This window comes from Rhodococcus sp. NBC_00297, assembly GCF_036173065.1.
In the GTDB taxonomy this organism is placed as follows: domain Bacteria; phylum Actinomycetota; class Actinomycetes; order Mycobacteriales; family Mycobacteriaceae; genus Rhodococcoides.
The window spans coordinates 2488013-2506870 of the sequence record NZ_CP108041.1; the positions used below are offsets into that span (position 1 = coordinate 2488013).

At 68.6% G+C, this 18858-nt stretch carries 19 protein-coding genes; 12 read left to right on the plus strand and 7 right to left on the minus strand.

Annotated elements, in window-relative coordinates:
* Window positions 1-40: 40 nt before the first annotated feature.
* Window positions 41-526: a ribonuclease H family protein gene (locus tag OG947_RS11890; RefSeq protein ID WP_328811914.1), complete on the plus strand. Its 486-nt coding sequence runs from the start codon at window positions 41-43 to the stop codon at window positions 524-526.
* A gap of 9 nt (window positions 527-535) precedes the next feature.
* Here OG947_RS11890 and OG947_RS11895 read toward each other — a convergent pair whose 3' ends face one another.
* Window positions 536-802, minus strand: a complete 267-nt coding sequence (locus OG947_RS11895) for a hypothetical protein (protein ID WP_056695702.1) — start codon at window positions 800-802, stop codon at window positions 536-538.
* 48 nt (window positions 803-850) lie between these two features.
* Window positions 851-1408 carry a DUF4190 domain-containing protein gene (locus tag OG947_RS11900; RefSeq protein WP_235578862.1) on the minus strand — a complete coding sequence of 186 codons (558 nt, stop codon included), beginning with the start codon at window positions 1406-1408 and terminating at the stop codon, window positions 851-853.
* A gap of 118 nt (window positions 1409-1526) precedes the next feature.
* Between OG947_RS11900 and OG947_RS11905 the strand changes: the two genes are divergently transcribed.
* The 4 genes from OG947_RS11905 (at window position 1527) to OG947_RS11920 (ending at window position 7266) form a co-directional block, all read left to right on the plus strand.
* Window positions 1527-2342: an alpha/beta fold hydrolase gene (locus OG947_RS11905; protein WP_328811915.1), complete on the plus strand. Its 816-nt coding sequence runs from the start codon at window positions 1527-1529 to the stop codon at window positions 2340-2342.
* A gap of 43 nt (window positions 2343-2385) precedes the next feature.
* Window positions 2386-2781, plus strand: coding sequence for an OsmC family protein (locus OG947_RS11910; RefSeq protein ID WP_222632294.1), 396 nt, complete (start codon window positions 2386-2388; stop codon window positions 2779-2781).
* Between the two features lie 191 nt (window positions 2782-2972).
* Window positions 2973-5291: an endopeptidase La gene (gene lon, locus OG947_RS11915; protein ID WP_328811916.1), complete on the plus strand. Its 2319-nt coding sequence runs from the start codon at window positions 2973-2975 to the stop codon at window positions 5289-5291.
* A 100-nt stretch (window positions 5292-5391) separates the two neighbouring features.
* Entirely contained in the window at window positions 5392-7266 is a 1875-nt protein-coding gene (locus OG947_RS11920; RefSeq protein WP_328811917.1) for an ABC transporter ATP-binding protein, read from the plus strand.
* 10 nt (window positions 7267-7276) lie between these two features.
* Here OG947_RS11920 and OG947_RS11925 read toward each other — a convergent pair whose 3' ends face one another.
* Both OG947_RS11925 and OG947_RS11930 read right to left on the minus strand, forming a co-directional pair.
* Window positions 7277-8485 carry a lipase family protein gene (locus OG947_RS11925; protein WP_328811918.1) on the minus strand — a complete coding sequence of 403 codons (1209 nt, stop codon included), beginning with the start codon at window positions 8483-8485 and terminating at the stop codon, window positions 7277-7279.
* Window positions 8486-8678: 193 nt separating this feature from the next.
* Entirely contained in the window at window positions 8679-10952 is a 2274-nt protein-coding gene (locus OG947_RS11930) for an ATP-dependent DNA ligase (protein WP_328811919.1), read from the minus strand.
* Window positions 10953-11061: 109 nt separating this feature from the next.
* Here OG947_RS11930 and OG947_RS11935 point away from each other — a divergent pair, with 109 nt between their 5' ends.
* Window positions 11062-11490: a type II toxin-antitoxin system Rv0910 family toxin gene (locus OG947_RS11935; RefSeq protein WP_056442173.1), complete on the plus strand. Its 429-nt coding sequence runs from the start codon at window positions 11062-11064 to the stop codon at window positions 11488-11490.
* Here the strand turns inward: OG947_RS11935 and OG947_RS11940 are convergent, their stop codons facing one another.
* From OG947_RS11940 to OG947_RS11950, 3 genes are read right to left on the minus strand one after another with little or no spacing between them, the layout of a single operon-like run.
* On the minus strand, window positions 11491-11931 hold the full coding sequence (locus OG947_RS11940; RefSeq protein WP_222637914.1) for a hypothetical protein: 441 nt from the start codon (window positions 11929-11931) through the stop codon (window positions 11491-11493).
* Entirely contained in the window at window positions 11924-12304 is a 381-nt protein-coding gene (locus OG947_RS11945; protein WP_027506091.1) for a hypothetical protein, read from the minus strand. The genes OG947_RS11940 and OG947_RS11945 overlap by 8 nt, the downstream gene beginning before the upstream one ends.
* 12 nt (window positions 12305-12316) lie before the next feature.
* Window positions 12317-13213, minus strand: a complete 897-nt coding sequence (locus tag OG947_RS11950) for a DUF3626 domain-containing protein (protein WP_328811920.1) — start codon at window positions 13211-13213, stop codon at window positions 12317-12319.
* A gap of 170 nt (window positions 13214-13383) precedes the next feature.
* Between OG947_RS11950 and OG947_RS11955 the strand changes: the two genes are divergently transcribed.
* From OG947_RS11955 to OG947_RS11980, 6 genes are read left to right on the plus strand one after another with little or no spacing between them, the layout of a single operon-like run.
* Window positions 13384-13908 carry an MSMEG_0572/Sll0783 family nitrogen starvation response protein gene (locus OG947_RS11955; RefSeq protein WP_328811921.1) on the plus strand — a complete coding sequence of 175 codons (525 nt, stop codon included), beginning with the start codon at window positions 13384-13386 and terminating at the stop codon, window positions 13906-13908.
* 12 nt (window positions 13909-13920) lie between these two features.
* Window positions 13921-15024 carry an MSMEG_0568 family radical SAM protein gene (locus tag OG947_RS11960; RefSeq protein WP_328811922.1) on the plus strand — a complete coding sequence of 368 codons (1104 nt, stop codon included), beginning with the start codon at window positions 13921-13923 and terminating at the stop codon, window positions 15022-15024.
* A 1-nt stretch (window position 15025) separates the two neighbouring features.
* The gene (locus OG947_RS11965; RefSeq protein WP_328811923.1) at window positions 15026-16423 is read left to right on the plus strand and encodes an MSMEG_0567/sll0787 family protein; all 1398 of its coding nucleotides are present in this window, start codon (window positions 15026-15028) and stop codon (window positions 16421-16423) included.
* Entirely contained in the window at window positions 16420-17328 is a 909-nt protein-coding gene (locus OG947_RS11970) for a carbon-nitrogen hydrolase family protein (protein WP_328811924.1), read from the plus strand. The genes OG947_RS11965 and OG947_RS11970 overlap by 4 nt, the downstream gene beginning before the upstream one ends.
* On the plus strand, window positions 17321-17605 hold the full coding sequence (locus OG947_RS11975; protein WP_307097080.1) for an MSMEG_0570 family nitrogen starvation response protein: 285 nt from the start codon (window positions 17321-17323) through the stop codon (window positions 17603-17605). Before OG947_RS11970 ends, OG947_RS11975 begins: the two co-directional genes overlap by 8 nt.
* Window positions 17602-18855, plus strand: coding sequence for an MSMEG_0569 family flavin-dependent oxidoreductase (locus tag OG947_RS11980; RefSeq protein ID WP_328811926.1), 1254 nt, complete (start codon window positions 17602-17604; stop codon window positions 18853-18855). The genes OG947_RS11975 and OG947_RS11980 overlap by 4 nt, the downstream gene beginning before the upstream one ends.
* Window positions 18856-18858 lie beyond the last annotated feature (3 nt).

Here is an 18858-nt window from a genome sequence, read left to right on the forward strand (position 1 = left end):
GACCACGGAATTGTCGGTCCTCGGCCGTACTGTCTCGAGGGTGATCATCGTGAGTACCGACGGTTCGTGCCTGAAGAACCCCGGCGGGGCCATCGGCTGGGCCTGGGTCGACCACACCGGCCCGTCCGCCTCCGGCGGAGAAGCGTCCGGCACGAATCAGATCGCCGAGCTCAGGGCGTTGTACGAGGCCGTGGCCGCGCATCCGGGTCCGGAGCCGATGCTCATCGAGTCGGACAGTCAGTACGCCATCAAGTGTGCGTCGGAGTGGCTCGCCGGGTGGAAGCGCAAGGGCTGGCGCACGTCCACGGGTGGGCCGGTGCGCAATCTGGAACTGGTCCGCGCGATCGACCGTGCCATCACCGAGCGCGAGGGTCCGGTGCGGTTCCGCTGGGTCCGCGGACACGTGGGCAACCAGTTCAACGAGATGGCGGACGAGCTGGCAGGAATCGCTGCGCGCGGGATCCGAGACGGTTCGCTGACGCCGTGCGAGCCGGTCGGCGCACAGGAACCCGTCACGCTCTTCTAGAGCAGAGGCTCATTCCTGGCGAGCGGTCTGCTTGTCGTCCTTGTCGCCGGCGGTCACGTCGCGCGGACTCGGGGCGGGCAGATCCTTGCCCTCGTCCACGGCGGCCTCACTCCGATCGAGGGTCGGCGCCGGCTCGGCCTCGGCATGGTTGTCGAACTCGCGCACGGCCTCGTCGCGCTCGTCCGGACTCTGTGCAGTGTCCGCACCCGTGCCCTTGGACTCCTCGCGCGGGTCGATGGATGCGGTGTCGACGGGCTCGTTCACGGAATCACTCATGAGCACCGGTGTGCCCGATCGACCGCGCGGTCAACCCTTCCGCACCTGTCACGGCGTCGGAGCGGGCGTCAGGGTCACCGAGAACTGGTTCTCCAGATTGTCGGTGAACTGCTGCTGGCACTGCTCGACCCGTGTCGCGTCGCCACCGGCGTCGCTGAGGCAGGTCGCGAGGTCGCCGACTCCCACCTCGTTGAACACCCACACGGTCAGGGCGATGAACACCGCGCCACCGATGATGCCGAGGACACCCAGCACCAGCCCCGTCGTGGCGACGCCGCCGTTCGTGGCTTCGCGGCGCTTGACTCGGCCGCGGCCGAGCACGCCGAGCACCACGGCGATGATGCCCAGGAAGATGCCGAATCCGAAGGTCCAGAAGGCCAGGATCGACAGGATGCCGAGAATCAGCGCCGCGATTCCCACGCCGTTCTTCGGGCTGACCGGGGGCTGGCCGTAGCCGCCGTCGTAGCCGCCGGGTGGTGGGTACTGCCCGCCGGAACCGGGCTGCTGACCGTACTGAGGCTGCTGACCGTACTGAGGCTGCTGACCGTACGGCGGTTGCCCGCCGTACTCGGGCTGCTGGCCGTACTCGGGCGTGGGACCGCTCACTGGTCTCTCCTGACGGGCGACTCGGCTGGTGTCTCGCACTGTAGCGCCGGACGGCACCTTCGGCGTGGGTGCGTGATCGCACCGTTACCGCAGGTGTCCGGTGGGGTATCTCAGCAGGATGAGTACGTGGACCGTCAGCGACGGCACAGTCCTGCACTACACCGACCAGGGAACGGGACAGCCGCTCGTGATGCTGCACGGGTGGGGATTCAGCGGCCGCTTCTTCGACGGCAGTGTCGATCGGCTCGCCGAGCATGCCCGTGTGATCACCGTCGATCTGCGCGCACACGGTGATTCCGAGGACCCGGGCCACGGTTACCGGGTGTCGAGGTTGGCCAAGGACCTCCGCGATCTGCTCGTGGGGCTGGAGCTGACGGACGTCACCGTTCTGGGGTGGTCACTGGGTTGTCCCGTGATCTGGAGCTACCAGGAGCTGTTCGGCACCGACATGCTGGCGCAGGCGATCTACGTCGCGCAGACTCCTCGCCAGTACCGGACGCCCGAGTGGACCCTGGCGCACACCAGCATCTTCGACGACGCGTCGCTGGCCGCGGTGCAGGGCCGTGTGACGTACGACCGCGAGAACTTCGACCGCGAACAGCTCGACGAGATCACCGCCACCGACCTCCCCGCAGAGCGTGTCGAGGTCCTCCTCGCGGAGATGACGAAGATCTCCTCGGAGGCGCGCAACGCGGTGATGGCGGACCACACCCATCACGACTGGCGCGATCTGCTGCCGGCACTCGAGCTGCCGTCGCTGGTCATGGTGGGCAAGCACGACAAGGCGTTTCCGTGGGAAGCGGCACAGTACGTGGGTGACACGATTCCCGGCGCGCGCACCGTCGTGTTCGAGAACAGCAGTCACGCACTGTTTCTCGACGAGCCGCGGAAGTTCGAGGACGAGGTGCTCGGCTTCCTCGCCGAGCACTCCTGACCTCGGTGGTTTGCGGACAGCGGTTCGCGGACACCCGGCAGGCATGAGTCAAGACCTGTACACCGCCACTGTCACCGCCACCGACGGATCGATCTCCTCGAGCGACGACGTGCTCTCCCTCGATGTCCACGAGCCCTCCGACCTCGGGGGTCCGGGTGGGGCGACCAACCCCGAACAGTTGATGGCCGCTGCGCTGAGCTCGTGCCTGCTCGAGTCGCTGCGCATCGCAGTCGGTACCGCGGGTGGATCCCTCGAGGGTGCATCGGTGGAGGGACAGGTGACGTTGTCCTCCGCGGACGGCGCGGGCTACGACGCGGCCTACCGCCTCGGCGTGACACTGCCGGGCGTCGACAACCCGGGCGACGTGCTCGAGCAGGCACGGTCGATCTGCCCGTTCCTCAAGACCGTCACCGGCGTGGACGTGACGCTGAGCGAGTGAGCGCCGCCGGCTGACCGTTCCCGCGGGTGTTCCGCCTCGCCGTAGTGGTTGCAGCCGCTGCGGGAGCATGGAACGCCTGCGGGAACCACTCTCGGGCCCGCCATGTCCGCCTCCAGCGAACGCCCTCATCTGCGGGAACACCGGGGCCCACCGCCAAGTTGAGCTGATCACGCGCAACCTTGGAGGACCCCATGAGCGAATCGACTCGCTTGCCCGTTCTGTTCCTGACCGACCCCGTCGTCCTGCCCGGCATGGTCGTGCCGGTCGAACTGGACGACGCTGCCCGCGCTGCGGTCGACGCCGCGCGGACCAGCGCCGACGGCACTCTGCTGATCGCCCCACGACTGGACGACCGCTACCCCGCCTACGGTGTCGTGGCGACGATCGTGCAGGTCGGCCGTCTCGCGACCGGTGAGCCGGCTGCGGTGCTGAAGGCGGAGAAGCGTGCGCACATCGGGTCCGGCGTGAGCGGCCCCGGCGCGGCCCTCTGGGTGGAGGCCGAGCTCGTGTCGGAACCCGAGCCCACCGAGGAGGTGCGCGCGCAGGCGGCCGACTACAAGAAGCTGGTCCTCGCGATGCTGCAGCGTCGCGACGCCTGGCAGGTGATCGACACCGTGAACCGGATGACGGATCCGTCTGCGCTGGCCGACACCGCCGGTTACGCGTCGTGGCTCACCGACGTCCAGAAGCGGCAGTTGCTCGAGACCCCCGACGTGGCGACCCGACTCACCGTTCTCACCGGCTGGATCACCGACCACCTCGCCGAGATCGAGGTGACCGACAAGATCGCCGGCGACGTCCGCGACGGCATGGAGAAGACTCAGAAGGAATTCCTGCTGCGCCAGCAACTCGCCGCCATCCGCAAGGAGCTGGGCGAGGGCGAACCCGACGGTGCCGACGACTACCGCGGACGCGTCGAATCCGCAGACCTGCCCGACTCGGTTCGTGAGGCGGCGCTGCGCGAGGTGGGCCGGCTGGAGCGCTCGAGCGATCAGAGTCCCGAGAGTGGTTGGATCCGAACGTGGTTGGACACGGTCCTGGAATTGCCGTGGACGGTGACGACCGACGACAGCACGGACATCGTGGCAGCGCGCGCCGTTCTCGATGCCGACCACCACGGACTCGACGACGTGAAGGACCGCATCACCGAGTACCTGGCCGTCCGGTCGAGGCGCGCTTCACGCGGTCTGACGGTGGTGGGCGGACGTGGATCCGGTGCCGTCATGGTGCTGGCCGGTCCTCCCGGCGTCGGCAAGACCTCGCTGGGCGAGTCGGTGGCGAAGGCTTTGGGCCGCAAGTTCGTTCGCGTCGCCCTCGGTGGCGTGCGCGACGAGGCCGAGATTCGCGGACACCGGCGTACGTACGTCGGAGCCCTGCCGGGCCGGATCGTGCGTGCGATCGCCGAGGCAGGCTCGATGAATCCCGTCGTCCTGCTGGACGAGATCGACAAGATCGGATCGGACTTCCGCGGTGACCCCGCGGCGGCGCTGCTCGAGGTCCTCGATCCGGCTCAGAATCACACGTTCCGTGACCATTACCTGGACCTCGATCTCGACCTGTCGGACGTGGTGTTCCTGGCGACCGCCAACGTGATCGACCAGATTCCGACAGCGCTGCTGGACCGTATGGAACTGGTGACCATCGACGGCTACACCGAGGACGACAAGGTCGTCATCGCACGGAACCACCTGCTCCCGCGGCAGGTCGACCGCGCTGCACTGACCGATGCCGAGGTGACCGTCACGGACGCTGCACTCCGCACGATCGCCGCCGACTACACCCGTGAGCCCGGTGTCCGTCAGTTCGAGCGACTGCTGGCGAAGGCGTTGCGCAAGGTGGCGACCGTGCTGGCGCAAGACGAGCGGCCCATCACGGTGGACGAGCCCGATCTGGTCACCTACCTCGGACGGCCCCGCTTCACCCCCGAGGCACACGAACGCACCGAGGTCCCCGGTGTCGCGACGGGCCTGGCCGTGACCGGTCTGGGCGGCGACGTCCTGTTCATCGAGGCGAGCTCGACGGGTGACACCGCCGGCCTCGCCCTCACCGGTCAGCTCGGCGATGTCATGAAGGAGTCGGCGCAGATCGCGCTCTCCTACGTGCGGTCGCACGCGGCGGAACTCGGGGTGGACCCCACGGCGCTGGACAAGGCGATCCACATCCACGTGCCGGCAGGCGCCGTACCGAAGGACGGCCCGTCCGCGGGCGTCACGATGGTCACCGCGCTGGTGTCGATGGCGACGGGCCGTCCCGTGCGGTCCGACGTCGGCATGACGGGCGAGGTCTCCCTGAACGGTCGGGTACTCCCGATCGGTGGGGTGAAGCAGAAATTGCTCGCCGCTCAGCGCGCCGGACTCACCACCGTGTTCGTTCCCGCGCGGAACGAGCCCGATCTCGACGACGTGCCGGCCGAGGTACGGGCTGCCGTCGACGTCCGGCCCATGTCGGACGTCGCCGATATCGTCGCGCAGGCTCTCGAACCTGCACGGGAGCAGGTCGCCGCGGCCTGACCACGGAATGAGCGGGGCAGCGCGGGGGTTGCCCTCAGTGCAGGTGAACGGGCCGCGCCGTGGGTGTGCAGAGATCGTGACGAGTAACAGGAGGTTCCACATGAGTATGGAAATGACCGCGTGGAACCAGATGTACCGATCGATGCACACCAACGGCGACGATCACCGACCGTTCTCCCGGGTGACCGTGCGGCGGATCATGGTGTTCGCGCGACCCCTGCGCTCCCTGCTCGTCGGGTTCCTGATCCTCAGCGTCGTCGCGGCGGTCCTGGCCGTTGCGACGCCCGTGCTGGCCGGCCGTGTCGTGGACGCGATCGTGCAGGGCCGCGCGTACGGGACGGTCCTCGTGCTGGCCGTCATCATCGCGATCGTGGCGTTGCTCGATGCCGGTACGGGGCTGATGAACCGGTGGCTCTCGGCGCGGATCGGCGAGAACCTCATCCTCGACCTTCGTACTCGCGTGTTCGACCACGTGCAGAAGATGCCCATCGCCTTCTTCACACGCACGCGCACCGGTGCCCTGGTCTCGCGGCTGAACAACGACGTCATCGGGGCGCAGCGCGCCTTCAGCGGCACGCTGTCGGGTGTCGTCAGCAACCTCGTGACGCTGCTGCTCACCCTCGTCGTCATGCTCGGGATCTCCTGGCAGATCACCCTGCTGGCACTGTTGCTGTTGCCGATCTTCGTGCTCCCGGCCCGCAGGATGGGCACTCGGCTCGCCCGTCTGCAGCGTGAGGCCGCCGCGCACAACGCGGCCATGTCGACGCAGATGACGGAGCGTTTCTCCGCTCCCGGCGCGACACTGATCAAGCTGTTCGGACGCCCGGACCACGAGTCGGCCGAGTTCGCGCTGCGGGCGGGCCGCGTCCGCGACATCGGCGTGCGGTCGGCCATGGTCCAGACCGTCTTCGTGACGGCGCTGACCCTCGTGTCCGCGCTGGCACTCGCGCTCGTCTACGGCCTCGGTGGCTTCTACGCGCTGCGGGGGCAGCTCGACGCAGGGTCGGTCGTGACTCTCGCGCTGCTTCTGACCAGGCTGTACGCGCCGCTCACCGCACTGGCGAGCGCCCGCGTCGACATCATGAGCGCCGTGGTGAGCTTCGAGCGGGTCTTCGAGATCCTCGACCTCGATCCGCTCATCACCGACAAACCCGACGCCCGGGCGGTTCCGGAGGGCCCGGTCACCGTCGAGTTCGACGACGTCCGCTTCGCCTATCCGTCGGCCGACAAGGTGTCACTGGCGTCTCTGGAGGACGTGTCCGTCCTGGATGCTCGCGGCGGCGAGGAGGTGCTCCACGGGGTGTCCTTCCGCGCCGAGCCCGGACACATGGTGGCCCTGGTCGGCTCGTCCGGTGCAGGAAAGTCGACCATCGCGCAGCTCGTCTCGCGGCTGTACGACGTGGATTCCGGTGCCGTGCGCATCGGTGACGTCGACGTGCGGGATCTGACGGCCGAATCGATCCGGCGCACCGTCGGCATGGTGACGCAGGACGGCCACCTGTTCCACGAGACGTTGCGCTCCAATCTCACCCTGGCGCACCCGGATGCGACGGAGGAGGAGATCTGGTCCGCGCTGCGGCGTGCGCGTCTCGAGGAGTTGGTGCTGTCGCTGCCGGACGGCCTGGACACCGTGGTCGGCGAGCGCGGCTATCGCTTCTCCGGTGGTGAGCGTCAACGCGTCACCATCGCTCGCCTGCTGCTGGCGCGTCCCACCGTCGTCGTGTTGGACGAGGCCACCGCGTCACTGGACTCCACTTCCGAGGCCGCGGTGCAGGAGGCACTCGCCGAGGCACTGGAGGGACGGACGTCCATCGTCATCGCGCACCGGCTCTCCACCATCCGGGCGGCCGATCTCATCCTGGTCATCGAGAACGGCCGCGTCGTCGAGCGCGGTACGCACACCGAACTGCTGGCGAACTCGGGTCGTTACTCCGAGCTCTACCGCACGCAGTTCGACGAACCGGTCCGCGCCTGACCCTCCGCGATCAGCAGGTGCTGGGTGCAGGCAGGCCGGCGAAGCGATCGTTCAGCCACTGCAGTGCGGACGGCAGCCCGAGCAACGCGCCACTGAGGTGGTCGGGTGTCGGGGTGAGCAGCGTCTGCACTCGAGCGCCGGCGCTGCAGTACCGGGCGGTGGTGCTGTCGATGGCGTCGACGGGGATGAGCCCGTCGGTCGGGCTGTGCCACTCGAAGATCGGTGCGCGCGGAACGCCGGGGTAGAGCTCGACACTGTTCTCTTCCACGACGGCACGGCCCTGCGGATCTGCGAACACCGACTTGTTCGCGGTGATCTCTGCGGCGCTGTGGTTGGCGCCCACGGCCAGGATGTCGTTGGTGCAGGAGTCGGCGATCTGATTCATCATCGACGTGCCCTGGGGAGTCAGGTTCTGCGACACGGGCATCCGGTCCGGGTACTCGCGACCGAGACCGATCGCCGCGGCCAGTGCCAGCCCGAACACGGGGTGCGGTGTGTTCTCGCCGAGCATGTAGGCCATCTTCAACAGGTTCATCGGAACGCCACCCTGGGCGCTGCCCACGATGTTCAACTCGGGTGCGTACGAGGGTGCCAACGCGGCTGCCCAGGCGGTGGCCATGCCGCCGCCGGAGTAGCCGCCCATGCCGACGGGGCTGTTGCGCAGCTGCAGCGGATCGAAGTTCTTGGCAGCGCGGATACCGTCCAGCGTGATCTGACCGCCCAGCTTGGCGGCACCGTAGGCACTGTTGGGGCCGAGGTGGTCCGGCATCGAGACCGACCAGCCGCGGGTGAACACCGCGTTCAAGGCGGCGGCGTCGCGGATGACGACGTTCGGGTCGGTCGACCACAACGCCTGCGAGGGCGCGCACTTCAGGCCGAGAGCATTGACGATCTGCTGGTAGGAGAGCAGCGGGCCGTCGGGCGCCTTCCCCAGTGGGACGAAGACGGTGGTGACACCGACGATGGGGTTGCCCTCGCTGCCGGTGCTGCGGAACGCCAGTTGCCACGTCGACACGCCGATGAAGTTGGGCGGGTTGGGCATCGGACGGCTGGCGAGAATCGTGCCCGGTGCGAGCCCGGCGATGTCGCCCGGCACGGAGTAGAACGGGTCGGCATTGGGGGTCGGGTACTGGGCGTCTGCGGCTGCGGTCCCCGGAAGGGCGGCAGCGACGACGGCTGCGGTGACCGCGGCGAGCACGAGGCGACGAATGGATCTCACTGGAACACTCCTACGAACCGACTGTGCGGTTATCGAACGACAGCCACATTGAACACTGCCCGAGCGCACGGTTCCACTCGGGAAACGGCGCCCCGGCCCCGTGATCGAACCGTAAGCAAGCGACACGACGGCGACAACCGTATTCGAGGGTTCTTGTGTAAGGTCCAAACTTTGCCCACTCGAGTGGGAGCGCTCAGTCCTCGCGGTGAACGTCCTCGACGGTCTTGTCCTCACGCAGGCCCCGCCAGCTCGGATGGCGCAACGAGCCGCCGTCCGTCCACTCGAAGAACCGCACCTCGCCGACGACGGTGGGGGCCACCCACGTCGCATCGCGGCGGTCGGCGGTGGGGAGAGGTTCGTCGAACGGTGACTCGTCGACGACGCTGGGGCGCAGCAGTGTCAGCAGGTCCGCGCGCTGGCGCTCGGTGAACCCGGTGCCGACGCGCCCGACGTAGTGCAGTCCGTTCTCCGACGGGATGCCGAGCAGGAGCGACCCGATGCTCCCGGTGCGGGAACCCTTGCCGGCGCGCCATCCGCCGATGACCACCTCCTGCGTCCGCCAGTTCTTCACCTTGATCCACGAGGTGCTGCGTCGGCCCACCTCGTAGGTCGAGTCCCGCCGCTTCGCGACGATGCCCTCCCACCCGCGGCGTTCGCTCTCGGACAGTGCTCCCGCCGCTGTGCCGGGCAGGAGCGGCGAGACGGTCGCCGTCTCGAGGCCGGTCAGGAGCAGTTCGAGGATCTTGCGCCGGTCGGTGAACTTCTTGCCCGTCAGATCCGTGCCGTCGAGGTGGAGGATGTCGAAGCAGATGAACTGCACGTCGTCGGGATGCGCGTCCTGCAGTGCCTGGAAGCTGGTGACTCCGTCCGCGCGGTAGACCACGGCCTCACCGTCCAGTACGACCGCATGGTCGGACAGATCCGCGGCGAGCGCCGTGATCCCCGCGTAGCGGCGCGTGAGGTCCTGTCCGGTCCGACTCTCGAGCACGACGTCCCCGTGGTCGAGGGTCGCGACGATGCGGACGCCGTCCCACTTCCCCTCGAACGACCACTCGTCGGCTTCGAGTCCGGACAGCGTTCCGGCGGACGCCAGCATCGGCCGCAGGTGCTGGGGCAGTTCCGTGCGTGTCGGCTGGGGGCGCGATGTCATCCGGTGCACGAGCCACTGGTCCCGGTCGGTCCGGATCAGTGCGTACCGGCCCGCGACGCGCTCACCCGCGAGTTCGACGATGACCTCGTCGTCCCGCCACTTCTCGGTGATGAAGGTGCCGTGATCCCAGACGCTCACCTCGCCGCCGCCGTACTCGCCCTGCGGGATGGTCCCCTCGAAGGATGCGTAGTCCATCGGATGGTCCTCGGTGTGCACGGCGAGATGGTTCTTCTTCTCGTCCGTCGGCAGATTCTTCGGGACCGCCCACGAGACCAGCACGCCGTCGCGCTCGAGTCGGAAGTCGTAGTGGAGTCGACGTGCGTGGTGTTCCTGGATGACGAAGATCGGGTCCGCGGATTCCCGAGTCGTCGATGTCGTCGGGACGGGTTCCGGTGTGCGCGAGGCAGTCCGCTTGCCGCGGTACGGACCGAGGCTGTCGGTGATCGTCGACGCCTCCGGCTCCGGATCGAGGCCGGCGAGCAGATCGCCGTCCCGGTGGAAGCGAGCGAGCACCTCCTCGAAGCTCAGTTGGGCGAGACCGCCGCCGGAGAGCTCGTCCCACGTCCGCGGAGCCGCGACGGTAGGGCGGTCGCGTCCGCGCAGCGAGTACGGCGCGATGGTGGTCTTCTTGCCGTTGTTCTGACTCCAGTCCAGGAAGATCTTCCCGGGCCGCAGAGCCTTCGACATCGATGCGGTGACCAGATCGGGCATCTTCTCCTCGAGAAGCGTCGCAACGCGTTTCGCGACGGTCGAGGCACCGGACGACGAGACCGGCTTCTCCAGCGGGACGTACAGGTGTATGCCTTTGCTACCACTGGTGAGGGGGTGGGCGGTGAGCCCGATGTCGGTGATCATCGCTCGTACCTCACAGGCCACGGTCGCGCAGGTGTCGAGGTCGACGCCCTCGCCCGGATCGAGATCGAAGACGATGCGGGTGGCTTTGCCCTGCTCGTCGCCGTCGAAAGTCCATTGCGGCACATGGGCTTCCAGCGCAGCCTGCTGTCCCAGCCACGCGAGATCGGCGGCGGTGTGGAAGACGGGGTAGACCACGACGCGGTCCGAGTGGTGCAGACGTCGTCGATCGAGCCAGTCCGGAGCCGACGCGGCGAGGTTCTTCTCGAAGAACGAGCCTGCCTGGACCCCGTTCGGCCATCGCTTCCGCGTGACCGGGCGTCCGAGAAGGTGGGGGAGCATCGCGGGCGCGATGTCGACGTAGTAGTCGATCACCTCGCCCTTGGTGGTGCCCGTCTCCGGCCACAGCACCTTGTCGACGTTGGTCAGGGCGATCTGTCGCCCCGCGACCTCCAGCGATGCCATGGGTTCAGGATAGATTGCGTGCTTCGCGAGCTGGGTATGTTCGAGGGCGGTGCCACGCTCGGTGGCAGGACCCGCGCGCGGGACCGACGAGGCAGGAAGCGAGGGCCGCGTGGCCGGAGTGAACGTGACGGTGGATTCGACGATGACACCGGACGAGGCGTGGGCCAGGGCGTCCGATCTGTCCAGCTTCCAGGAGTGGATGACCATCTTCGGTGGATGGCGCAGCCCCGTGCCGGACACGTTGAAGGAAGGCGTCACCATCGACTCGCTGATCAAGGTCAAGGGTTTCCGCAACGTGATCACCTGGACGATCACCGAGTACGACAAGCCCTACGAGATCGCGCTGCTCGGCAAAGGCAAGGGCGGTATCAAGATCGATCTGAAGATGTCCGTCGCGCCGAAGGGCGCCGGATCGGAGTTCACCCTCGACGCGAACTTCCGCGGCGGGTTGCTGTCCGGCCCGATCGGCGGGGTCGTCGCAAAGGTGCTGGAGTCGGACGTGCGCACGAGTGTGACCAACCTGGCGAAGCTGGGGTAGTCACGCCACGGGTGTGGTCCCCGCCCTACCGGTGTCCGTCCGGCGCAGCCACCACAGCGCCGCGATCGGCAGGATCACCGGGATGAACAGGTAGCCCGATCCGAAGTGCGACCACACCGTGGGCTCCGGGAACTCCTGCGGCACGGCGTAACTGGCGATCGAGACGGCGAGCACACCGACTATCTCGACGACGCAGGAGATGGTCGCGATGCGGCGCGACACCACGGAGGCTCGTGCGAGACACACGGTGCCGACGATGTAGACCAGGGCGGCGAACGCGGACAGCAGGTACGCGACCGGTGCGTCGTCGAACCGGGTCCCGATCTGCACCGCCGAGCGCGACGCGGCGGCGACGGAGAACAGGGCGTAGAGGGCGATGAGGACGCGCCCGATGCCGGACCGGGTGGCCGTCTGCAGGTCCGTGCGTGCGGTGTCAGGCATGGCCGGCCCAGATCTGGTTCAGACGCAGCACCATCACCGCGAGGGTGAGGGTGACGACGATCAGGACGGCGGTGCCGCCGCGACTGCGGTCCCCGAGAGACCACCACACACCGATGGGCAGCAGCAGTGCGAGACCGATGAGGTACGCGCCGAAGGTGACGGTGTGCACATCGCGGTCGGTGGTGGCCAGGGCGACGAAACCGACCACGGCCTGCGCGAGCACGAGCAGCTCGATGCCGACGAGGAACCGGAAGAACACGCGGTCACCGCGGTTCGCGAGGAGCAGCGCCTGATTGCGGATCAGCTTCACCAGTGCCCAGACCGCGGCGACGAGTGGCAGCACGTAGAGGGCGACCGTGATGGGTGTGAGCATGGTGAGCCCAGTTTATCCCCGTCCGATTCGTCCCTCGGCAGGTGAGGTTGCGGCCCCCGGACGGTCGGACCAGTCGTGTCCGAAGCGCGCGACGCAGTGCCAGAGCTGTTTGATGTGCTGATCGTCGTGCTCACCGGTGTTCGCGGCCTGACCGACGATGCACGCGGTGAGACGCCCGTCTCTCGCCACGGACCGTGCGAGGTCGGCGATGTGTGGTCCGCGGTAGTCGGCGCAGTGATCGAACCGACTCGATGTCAGCTCGAACCCGTGGTGCCACCGCACCGGAACGGGTGCCCGGCATACGATCGCGTCCAGCTCGGTCCCGCGGAACGACGGGTCGAGAACGAGTGCCTCGACATCGGTGTCGAGTCGTAGCGGTCCGTGGACATGGGCCTCGATGTAGTCGTCGAGCACGTCGACGTCGTGGTGGGAGAGTGCCGTCTCGACGAGTGGCATGCGCTCACCGGTGCCGAAGGCTGTCGGCTCGTGGACGGAATCGGGGTAGCAGAAGGTGGTCCGGGGCAGCACGTCTCCGCGGAGCACCAGGTGGGAGGAGCCGAAGCGCACCGATCCGCCCGCGGGCTCCAGGCGGTGATTCAGCGAGCCGTAGATCGGGCGCTCCGATGCCGGGCCGTGGTCGTACGCCCCACCGAACATCCGGGACTCCCATGCGTGGCGACGACCGCCGGGCGCAGGATCGAACCCGCCGTTGCTCGTGCCGGTGACGAACTGCGATCGGTACAGGTTCTCCTCGATCAGCACCTCGAGCAATGGTCGGCCGGCCACGAGCCGATCGGGATGGAAGTGCACGGTCACTCTCGTCGCCGGCGGCACGGGTGGGCCCGCCTCGACTCGCGACGCGACGTGCGCGAGTGCGAGGAGGCGTCGGGCACCCGAGGCGTCGACCACACTCCGACGGTAACGCGGCGGTGTGTCGTCGGGGTTACGCGAGTGAGCAGGACGAAACAGGGCGTTGTTCCGCGGGTGACCATCCGGACATCGAGCGGGCCTGTACTGGTGTCAGCGGGACGGACGTCTCCGCACCCGAGTACTCGCTCACTCATCTTCCGGAGGTTCCCGTGGCCGCGTTCGATCAGACCATCCTCGAAAACATGTCCGCCTCACTCGCCGAGATCCCGCACCCGTCACTCCCCAAGGGCAGCAACATCTACGGCGGAACCAAGATCTTCCCGGACTACAAGGCGGAGGACGGCGAGTCGTACTTCACCCTCGTGCACGGCATCGCCCACGAGTCGTCGGTGAGCTTCGTCGCCGTGCTGCAGGCGACGCGCGCTCTGCGCAAGGGCTACGAGTCGGCGATGTACTTCTACGGTCCCGGTGCCATCAACTGCCTGGCGACCCGCGGCTTCCCCACCACCGGAGACTCCGGTTTCCCCGGCGAGCAGAACATCAACGACGCTCTCGCGACGTTCATCTCGGAGGGCGGCACCGTGTTCTGTTGCCGATTCGGGCTCGCGCTGCACGGCGGCCGCGAGGAAGACCTCATCGAGGGCGTCGTGCCCGCGCACCCGCTGGACGTGCAGGACGCGTTGATCCACTACGCCCGCAAGGGCGCGATCATCAACTCCACGTACATGGTCTGAGGTGAGACGGCGATGTCCGACGTTCGACTGCAGACCCCGACCGGCCTCCGGCCTTCCCGCTCGACCAGGAACCACCGGGTCGATCTGGCCCTGCTCGGTATCCGTGGGACCCCACCGGTGCGCCGCACCGCGGGTGCGGGACCGAGCGACGACGGCCACGTGAGCATCGACGGACTCGGTGCAGCGCTGCCCCGCAATCCGTCGAGCCCCTACGTCCTGGACGGCGATCGGGTGCTGTTCGACGGGGACGACATCGGACTGGACATCGCCGCCATCGCCCGGCCGGCCTTCTACGACCTCACCACCGACGACGGTGTGCCCTACGAGAAGCTCGCCAAGCTCCACGGCAAGGGGGTGCTGGCCACGACCGTGGTCCAGACCTGCATTCGCTACGACGAGTCGCAACGGTGTCGGTTCTGCTCCATCGAGGAGTCGTTGCGCAGCGGCGCCACCGTGGCGGTGAAGAAGCCCGCCGATCTCGCCGCCGTGGCCGAGGCGGCGGTGCGACTCGACGGCATCACCCAGATGGTCATGACGACCGGGACCTCGGCGGGCCGAGATCGCGGGGCGTTGCACCTGGCACGCTGCGTCCGCGCGGTGCGCGCCGTGCTCCCCGACCTGCCGATCCAGGTGCAGTGCGAACCGCCCGGTGATCTCGCGACCCTCACCGAGTTGTACGACGCCGGCGCACGGTCCATCGGTATCCACGTCGAGTCCCTGGACGAGGACGTGCGGCGCCGCTGGATGCCGGGCAAGGCGTCGGTCTCGCTCGACGAGTACCGCGCGGCATGGGTGGAGGCGGTGCGTGTCTTCGGACGCAACCAGGTGTCGACGTATCTGCTGGTCGGGCTCGGCGAGGACCCGGACGAGGTGGTTCGCGGCGCCACCGAGCTGATCGCGATGGGGGTCTATCCCTTCGTCGTCCCGTTCCGGCCACACCCGGGGACCCTCGCGGTGGACGTCGACGGGGCCGGGGCGCCGTCCGCCGAGCTGTTGACGGACGTGAGCACTCGGGTGGCCGCGGCACTGGTGGACGCGGAGATGCTGGGGACCGACCAGAAGGCCGGGTGCGCAGCGTGTGGTGCGTGCAGCGTCCTGCAGACGATGGGTGGCTGACATGAGCACCGAACTGTCGATCCTCACCGGGGCACCCACCGTCGGCGCTGCCCCATTCCTCGTCCGGCCGGCCGAGTCGGCGGCCGATCTCGCCGCCTATCACCGTCTTCGACGCGAGTCGTTCGTCGTCGAGCAGGGCTTGTTCTCGGGTACCGACCGGGACGGCGTCGACGACGATCCGCGCGCGGTCGTCCTTCTCGCGACCGCCCCCGACGGCACCGTCCTCGGCGGGGTCCGGGTGGCTCCCTGCACGGACGTCGACCTGGGATGGTGGTCGGGCAGCCGCCTCGTCGTCGCGCGGGAGAAGCGTAGTCGCGCAGTGGGACCCGCTCTGATCCGAGCCGCCTGCGCTCATGTGGAGACGGCCGGGGTGGTGCGGTTCGACGCCACCGTGCAGTCTCGCCACGTCCCGATGTTCACGGCGCTCGGGTGGACCGCCACCGGCCCCACCGTGCTGGCCGGCGCCCCGCACGAGACGATGCGCTGGACCATCGACACGGTGGCACGTCTCGTCCGGTCGACCAAGGCCGTGCTCGCAACTGTGCTGGCGCCCCTGGCCACTGCGCCACTGGGGTTGGGGGCGAGTGGTTTCCGAGGCGACGACGGAGTGCCGGTGCCCGGCTCCGACATCATCGCCGCGTGCGACGCCATCGTGCCCTCGATGGTCGAGCGCGACCCGGAGTGGGCCGGATGGTGTGCCGCCCTGGTGAATCTGAACGATCTGTCCGCCATGGGTGCGACCCCGGTGGGCATGCTGGACGCCGTCGGCGCTCCGACGACGTCGCTCCTCACCCGCGTGATCCGGGGCCTCGCCCGCGCCAGTGACGCGTGGGGGGTTCCCGTGCTCGGCGGCCACACCCAGGTGGGTGTGCCGGCGGCGCTGTCGGTCACGGCACTCGGACGGACGTCGTCGCCGGTGCGTGCGGGCGGCGGTGAGGTCGGTGACGAGCTGAGTCTCACCGCCGACCTCGGGGGCGGCTGGCGACCCGGTTACCACGGCCTGCAGTGGGATTCGACCTCCGCACGCTCCGGGTCGGACCTCCGCGAGATGGGCTCGTTCGTGGCCCGGGCAGCTCCTCGTGCGGCGAAGGACGTCAGCATGGCGGGGCTCGCGGGCACCGTCGGCATGCTGGCCGAGGCATCCGGTACGGGCGCCGAGATCGACGTCGCCCGCATACCCCGACCCGGCGGTGCCGACCTCGGCCGATGGATCACGTGCTTCCCCGGGTTCGCGATGATCACCGCGGACCGCCCCGGACGTCGGCTCCCGCCGGCCGGTCCGGCGACATCGGCCGCCTGCGGCCGCCTCACCTCGGAGCCGGGATTCACCTTGCGGTGGCCCGACGGCGCCACCACCTCGGCGGTCTCCGCCGCAGTCACAGGATTGGGACCAGCATGAACGACGTAACTCTCTCGGTGGCGTCCGAGCGCTTCGGCCGCGACATGGACGAGTCGTACGCCACCATCGAGCGCACCATCGCGGAAGCACGGCGACGCGGCAGCGCGCTGCTGGTCCTGCCGGAGGCGTGCCTCGGGGGCTACCTCCCGAGTCTGGGAGGCGGAGACGAGTCGGAGGAGAAGCGCCGCACCCGGCTGCAGAACCTGCCGCCGGCCCTCGAGCTGGACGGTCCGGAGATCGCGCGAGTGTCGGCGATGGCCGGGGACATGGTGGTGACCTTCGGTTTCTGTGAGGCGGACGGTCTCACGCGGTACAACGCCGCGGTGACGGTGCACGGTGACGGGGTGCTGGGCTCGTACCGCAAGGTGCACCAGCCGCTGGGCGAGAACCTCTGCTACTCGGCGGGATCCGAGTACCGCGCCTTCGACACCCCGGTCGGCCGGATGGGCATGCAGATCTGTTACGACAAGGCGTTTCCCGAGGCGGCGCGGGAGATCGCACTCGACGGGGCCGAGATCATCACCTCGCTGTCGGCATGGCCGACCTCGCGAACGGGTCGCGCTGCGAACATGGCCGACGATCGATGGAAGCTGCGCTTCGACATCTACGACCAGGCGCGAGCACTGGAGAACCAGGTCGTGTGGATCGCGTCCAATCAGGCCGGGTCCTTCGGGTCGCTGGACTTCGTGTGCAGCGCCAAGATCGTCGGTCCGGGAGGGGAGATCCTCGCCGGCACGGGCGTCGAACCCGGCCTGGCGACAGCGACTCTCGATGTGCAGAAGGCGATCGCGGCGGCTCGTGGAGGTGGCATGTACAACCTTCGGGACCGCCGTCCGTCCGTGTACGGGACCCTCGTCGACGGCGACAGCATGTCTCGGGTGGACCGGGTGATGAGCCGTGCCTGAGATGACCTTCACCGTCCAGTGGCCCAACGGGTGCCGCCAACAGTGCTACTCACCGTCACTCGTCGTCCGTGACCATCTCACGGTCGGGACGCGCTACGAGATCTCCGACTTCGTGCAGCGCAGTCGACTCGCGCTCACCGAGGCCAGTGACCGGGTGCGGGCCAAGTACGGCTTCGCGTGTACCTCGGCAGCGGCGACTCTGCGCGAGATCGAGACCACCGCAGCGGCGTTCGACCGCGGCACCGTGCACGTGCTCGACCTGGGAGGAGCGCGATGACCGAGCATCACACCGTGATCGTGATCGGCGCGGGCCAGGCGGGGCTGTCCATGAGCTGGCACCTGACCCGACGCGGTGTCGACCATGTCGTCCTCGAACGGGACACCATCGCCCACGAGTGGCTGGACGGGCGGTGGGACAACTTCACCCTGGTGACACCGAACTGGCAGTGCGTCCTGCCCGGGTACGCCTACGACGGCGACGATCCCGACGGATTCATGACCCGAGACCTGGTGTACGACTTCGTGCGTCGCTACGCCGACTCGTTCGGCGCTCCGGTCCGCGAACACGTCGCGGTGCTGTCGGTGCAGCAGGCACCCGGCGGCGGCCACGTCGTGTCGACCTCCGCCGGGTCGATGACCGCGGATCAGGTCGTGGTGGCCGTCGGTGGCTACCACGTCCCGTGGATTCCACGCCTCGCCGAGCGAGTGCCGGAGACGATCACGCAGATCCACTCGTCGGGGTACCGCAGCGCGGCGGCGCTTCCTCCGGGTGGGGTCCTGGTGGTCGGTACCGGGCAGTCCGGCGCGCAGATCGCCGAGGATCTGCACCTCGAGGGCAGGCAGGTGCACCTCGTCGCGGGGTCCGCGCCTCGTGTCGCCCGCTTCTACCGCGGACGGGACTGCGTCGCGTGGCTGCAGGACATGGGGGTGTACGACGTGTCGATCTCCGAACACGCCGGCGGACTCTCCAAGCGGGAGAGCACGAACCACTACGTGACCGGGCGGGACGGCGGACGCGACATCGACCTGCGTGCCTTCGCGCTGGACGGGATGCGGCTGTACGGGCGGTTGACCGACGTCGGTTCGGACGGTGTCCTGCGTTTCGCGCCGACACTCGAACAGTCACTCGACGCGGCGGACGCGGTGTCGGAGGGCATCAAGAACGACATCGACGCCTACATCGCCAGGGCGGGACTCGACGCTCCCGTCGAGGAGCGCTACACACCGGTCTGGCGGCCCGAGTCGGAACCCACCGAGCTCGATCTCGAGGCGGCGGGCGTCACGTCCGTCGTGTGGGCCGTCGGCTTTCGCCGGGACTACCGCTGGCTGAAGGTCGGGGTGTTCGACGGTGAGGGCCACCCGGCTCACACCCGCGGTGTGACCGCGGCGGAGGGCCTGTACTTCCTGGGTCTGCCGTGGCAGAACACCTGGGGCTCGGGCCGATTCGCGGCGGTGGCACGGGATGCGGAGTACCTCGCGGAGCAGATGTCCCCGGCGGTCGGCGCCCGCGTGCCCGCGGCGGTCTGACCG

What these genes read in the sequence shown, in the direction of transcription:
- OG947_RS11895 (WP_056695702.1), bottom strand. Translation starts at nt 802, where the DNA reads ATGAGTGATTCCGTGAACGAGCCCGTCGACACCGCATCCATCGACCCG.
- OG947_RS11905 (WP_328811915.1), top strand. Translation starts at nt 1,527, where the DNA reads ATGAGTACGTGGACCGTCAGCGACGGCACAGTCCTGCACTACACCGAC.
- OG947_RS11910 (WP_222632294.1), top strand. Translation starts at nt 2,386, where the DNA reads ATGAGTCAAGACCTGTACACCGCCACTGTCACCGCCACCGACGGATCG.
- lon (WP_328811916.1), top strand. Translation starts at nt 2,973, where the DNA reads ATGAGCGAATCGACTCGCTTGCCCGTTCTGTTCCTGACCGACCCCGTC.
- OG947_RS11920 (WP_328811917.1), top strand. Translation starts at nt 5,392, where the DNA reads ATGAGTATGGAAATGACCGCGTGGAACCAGATGTACCGATCGATGCAC.
- OG947_RS11930 (WP_328811919.1), bottom strand. Translation starts at nt 10,952, where the DNA reads ATGGCATCGCTGGAGGTCGCGGGGCGACAGATCGCCCTGACCAACGTC.
- OG947_RS11940 (WP_222637914.1), bottom strand. Translation starts at nt 11,931, where the DNA reads ATGCCTGACACCGCACGCACGGACCTGCAGACGGCCACCCGGTCCGGC.
- OG947_RS11945 (WP_027506091.1), bottom strand. Translation starts at nt 12,304, where the DNA reads ATGCTCACACCCATCACGGTCGCCCTCTACGTGCTGCCACTCGTCGCC.
- OG947_RS11960 (WP_328811922.1), top strand. Translation starts at nt 13,921, where the DNA reads ATGTCCGACGTTCGACTGCAGACCCCGACCGGCCTCCGGCCTTCCCGC.
- OG947_RS11965 (WP_328811923.1), top strand. Translation starts at nt 15,026, where the DNA reads ATGAGCACCGAACTGTCGATCCTCACCGGGGCACCCACCGTCGGCGCT.
- OG947_RS11970 (WP_328811924.1), top strand. Translation starts at nt 16,420, where the DNA reads ATGAACGACGTAACTCTCTCGGTGGCGTCCGAGCGCTTCGGCCGCGAC.
- OG947_RS11980 (WP_328811926.1), top strand. Translation starts at nt 17,602, where the DNA reads ATGACCGAGCATCACACCGTGATCGTGATCGGCGCGGGCCAGGCGGGG.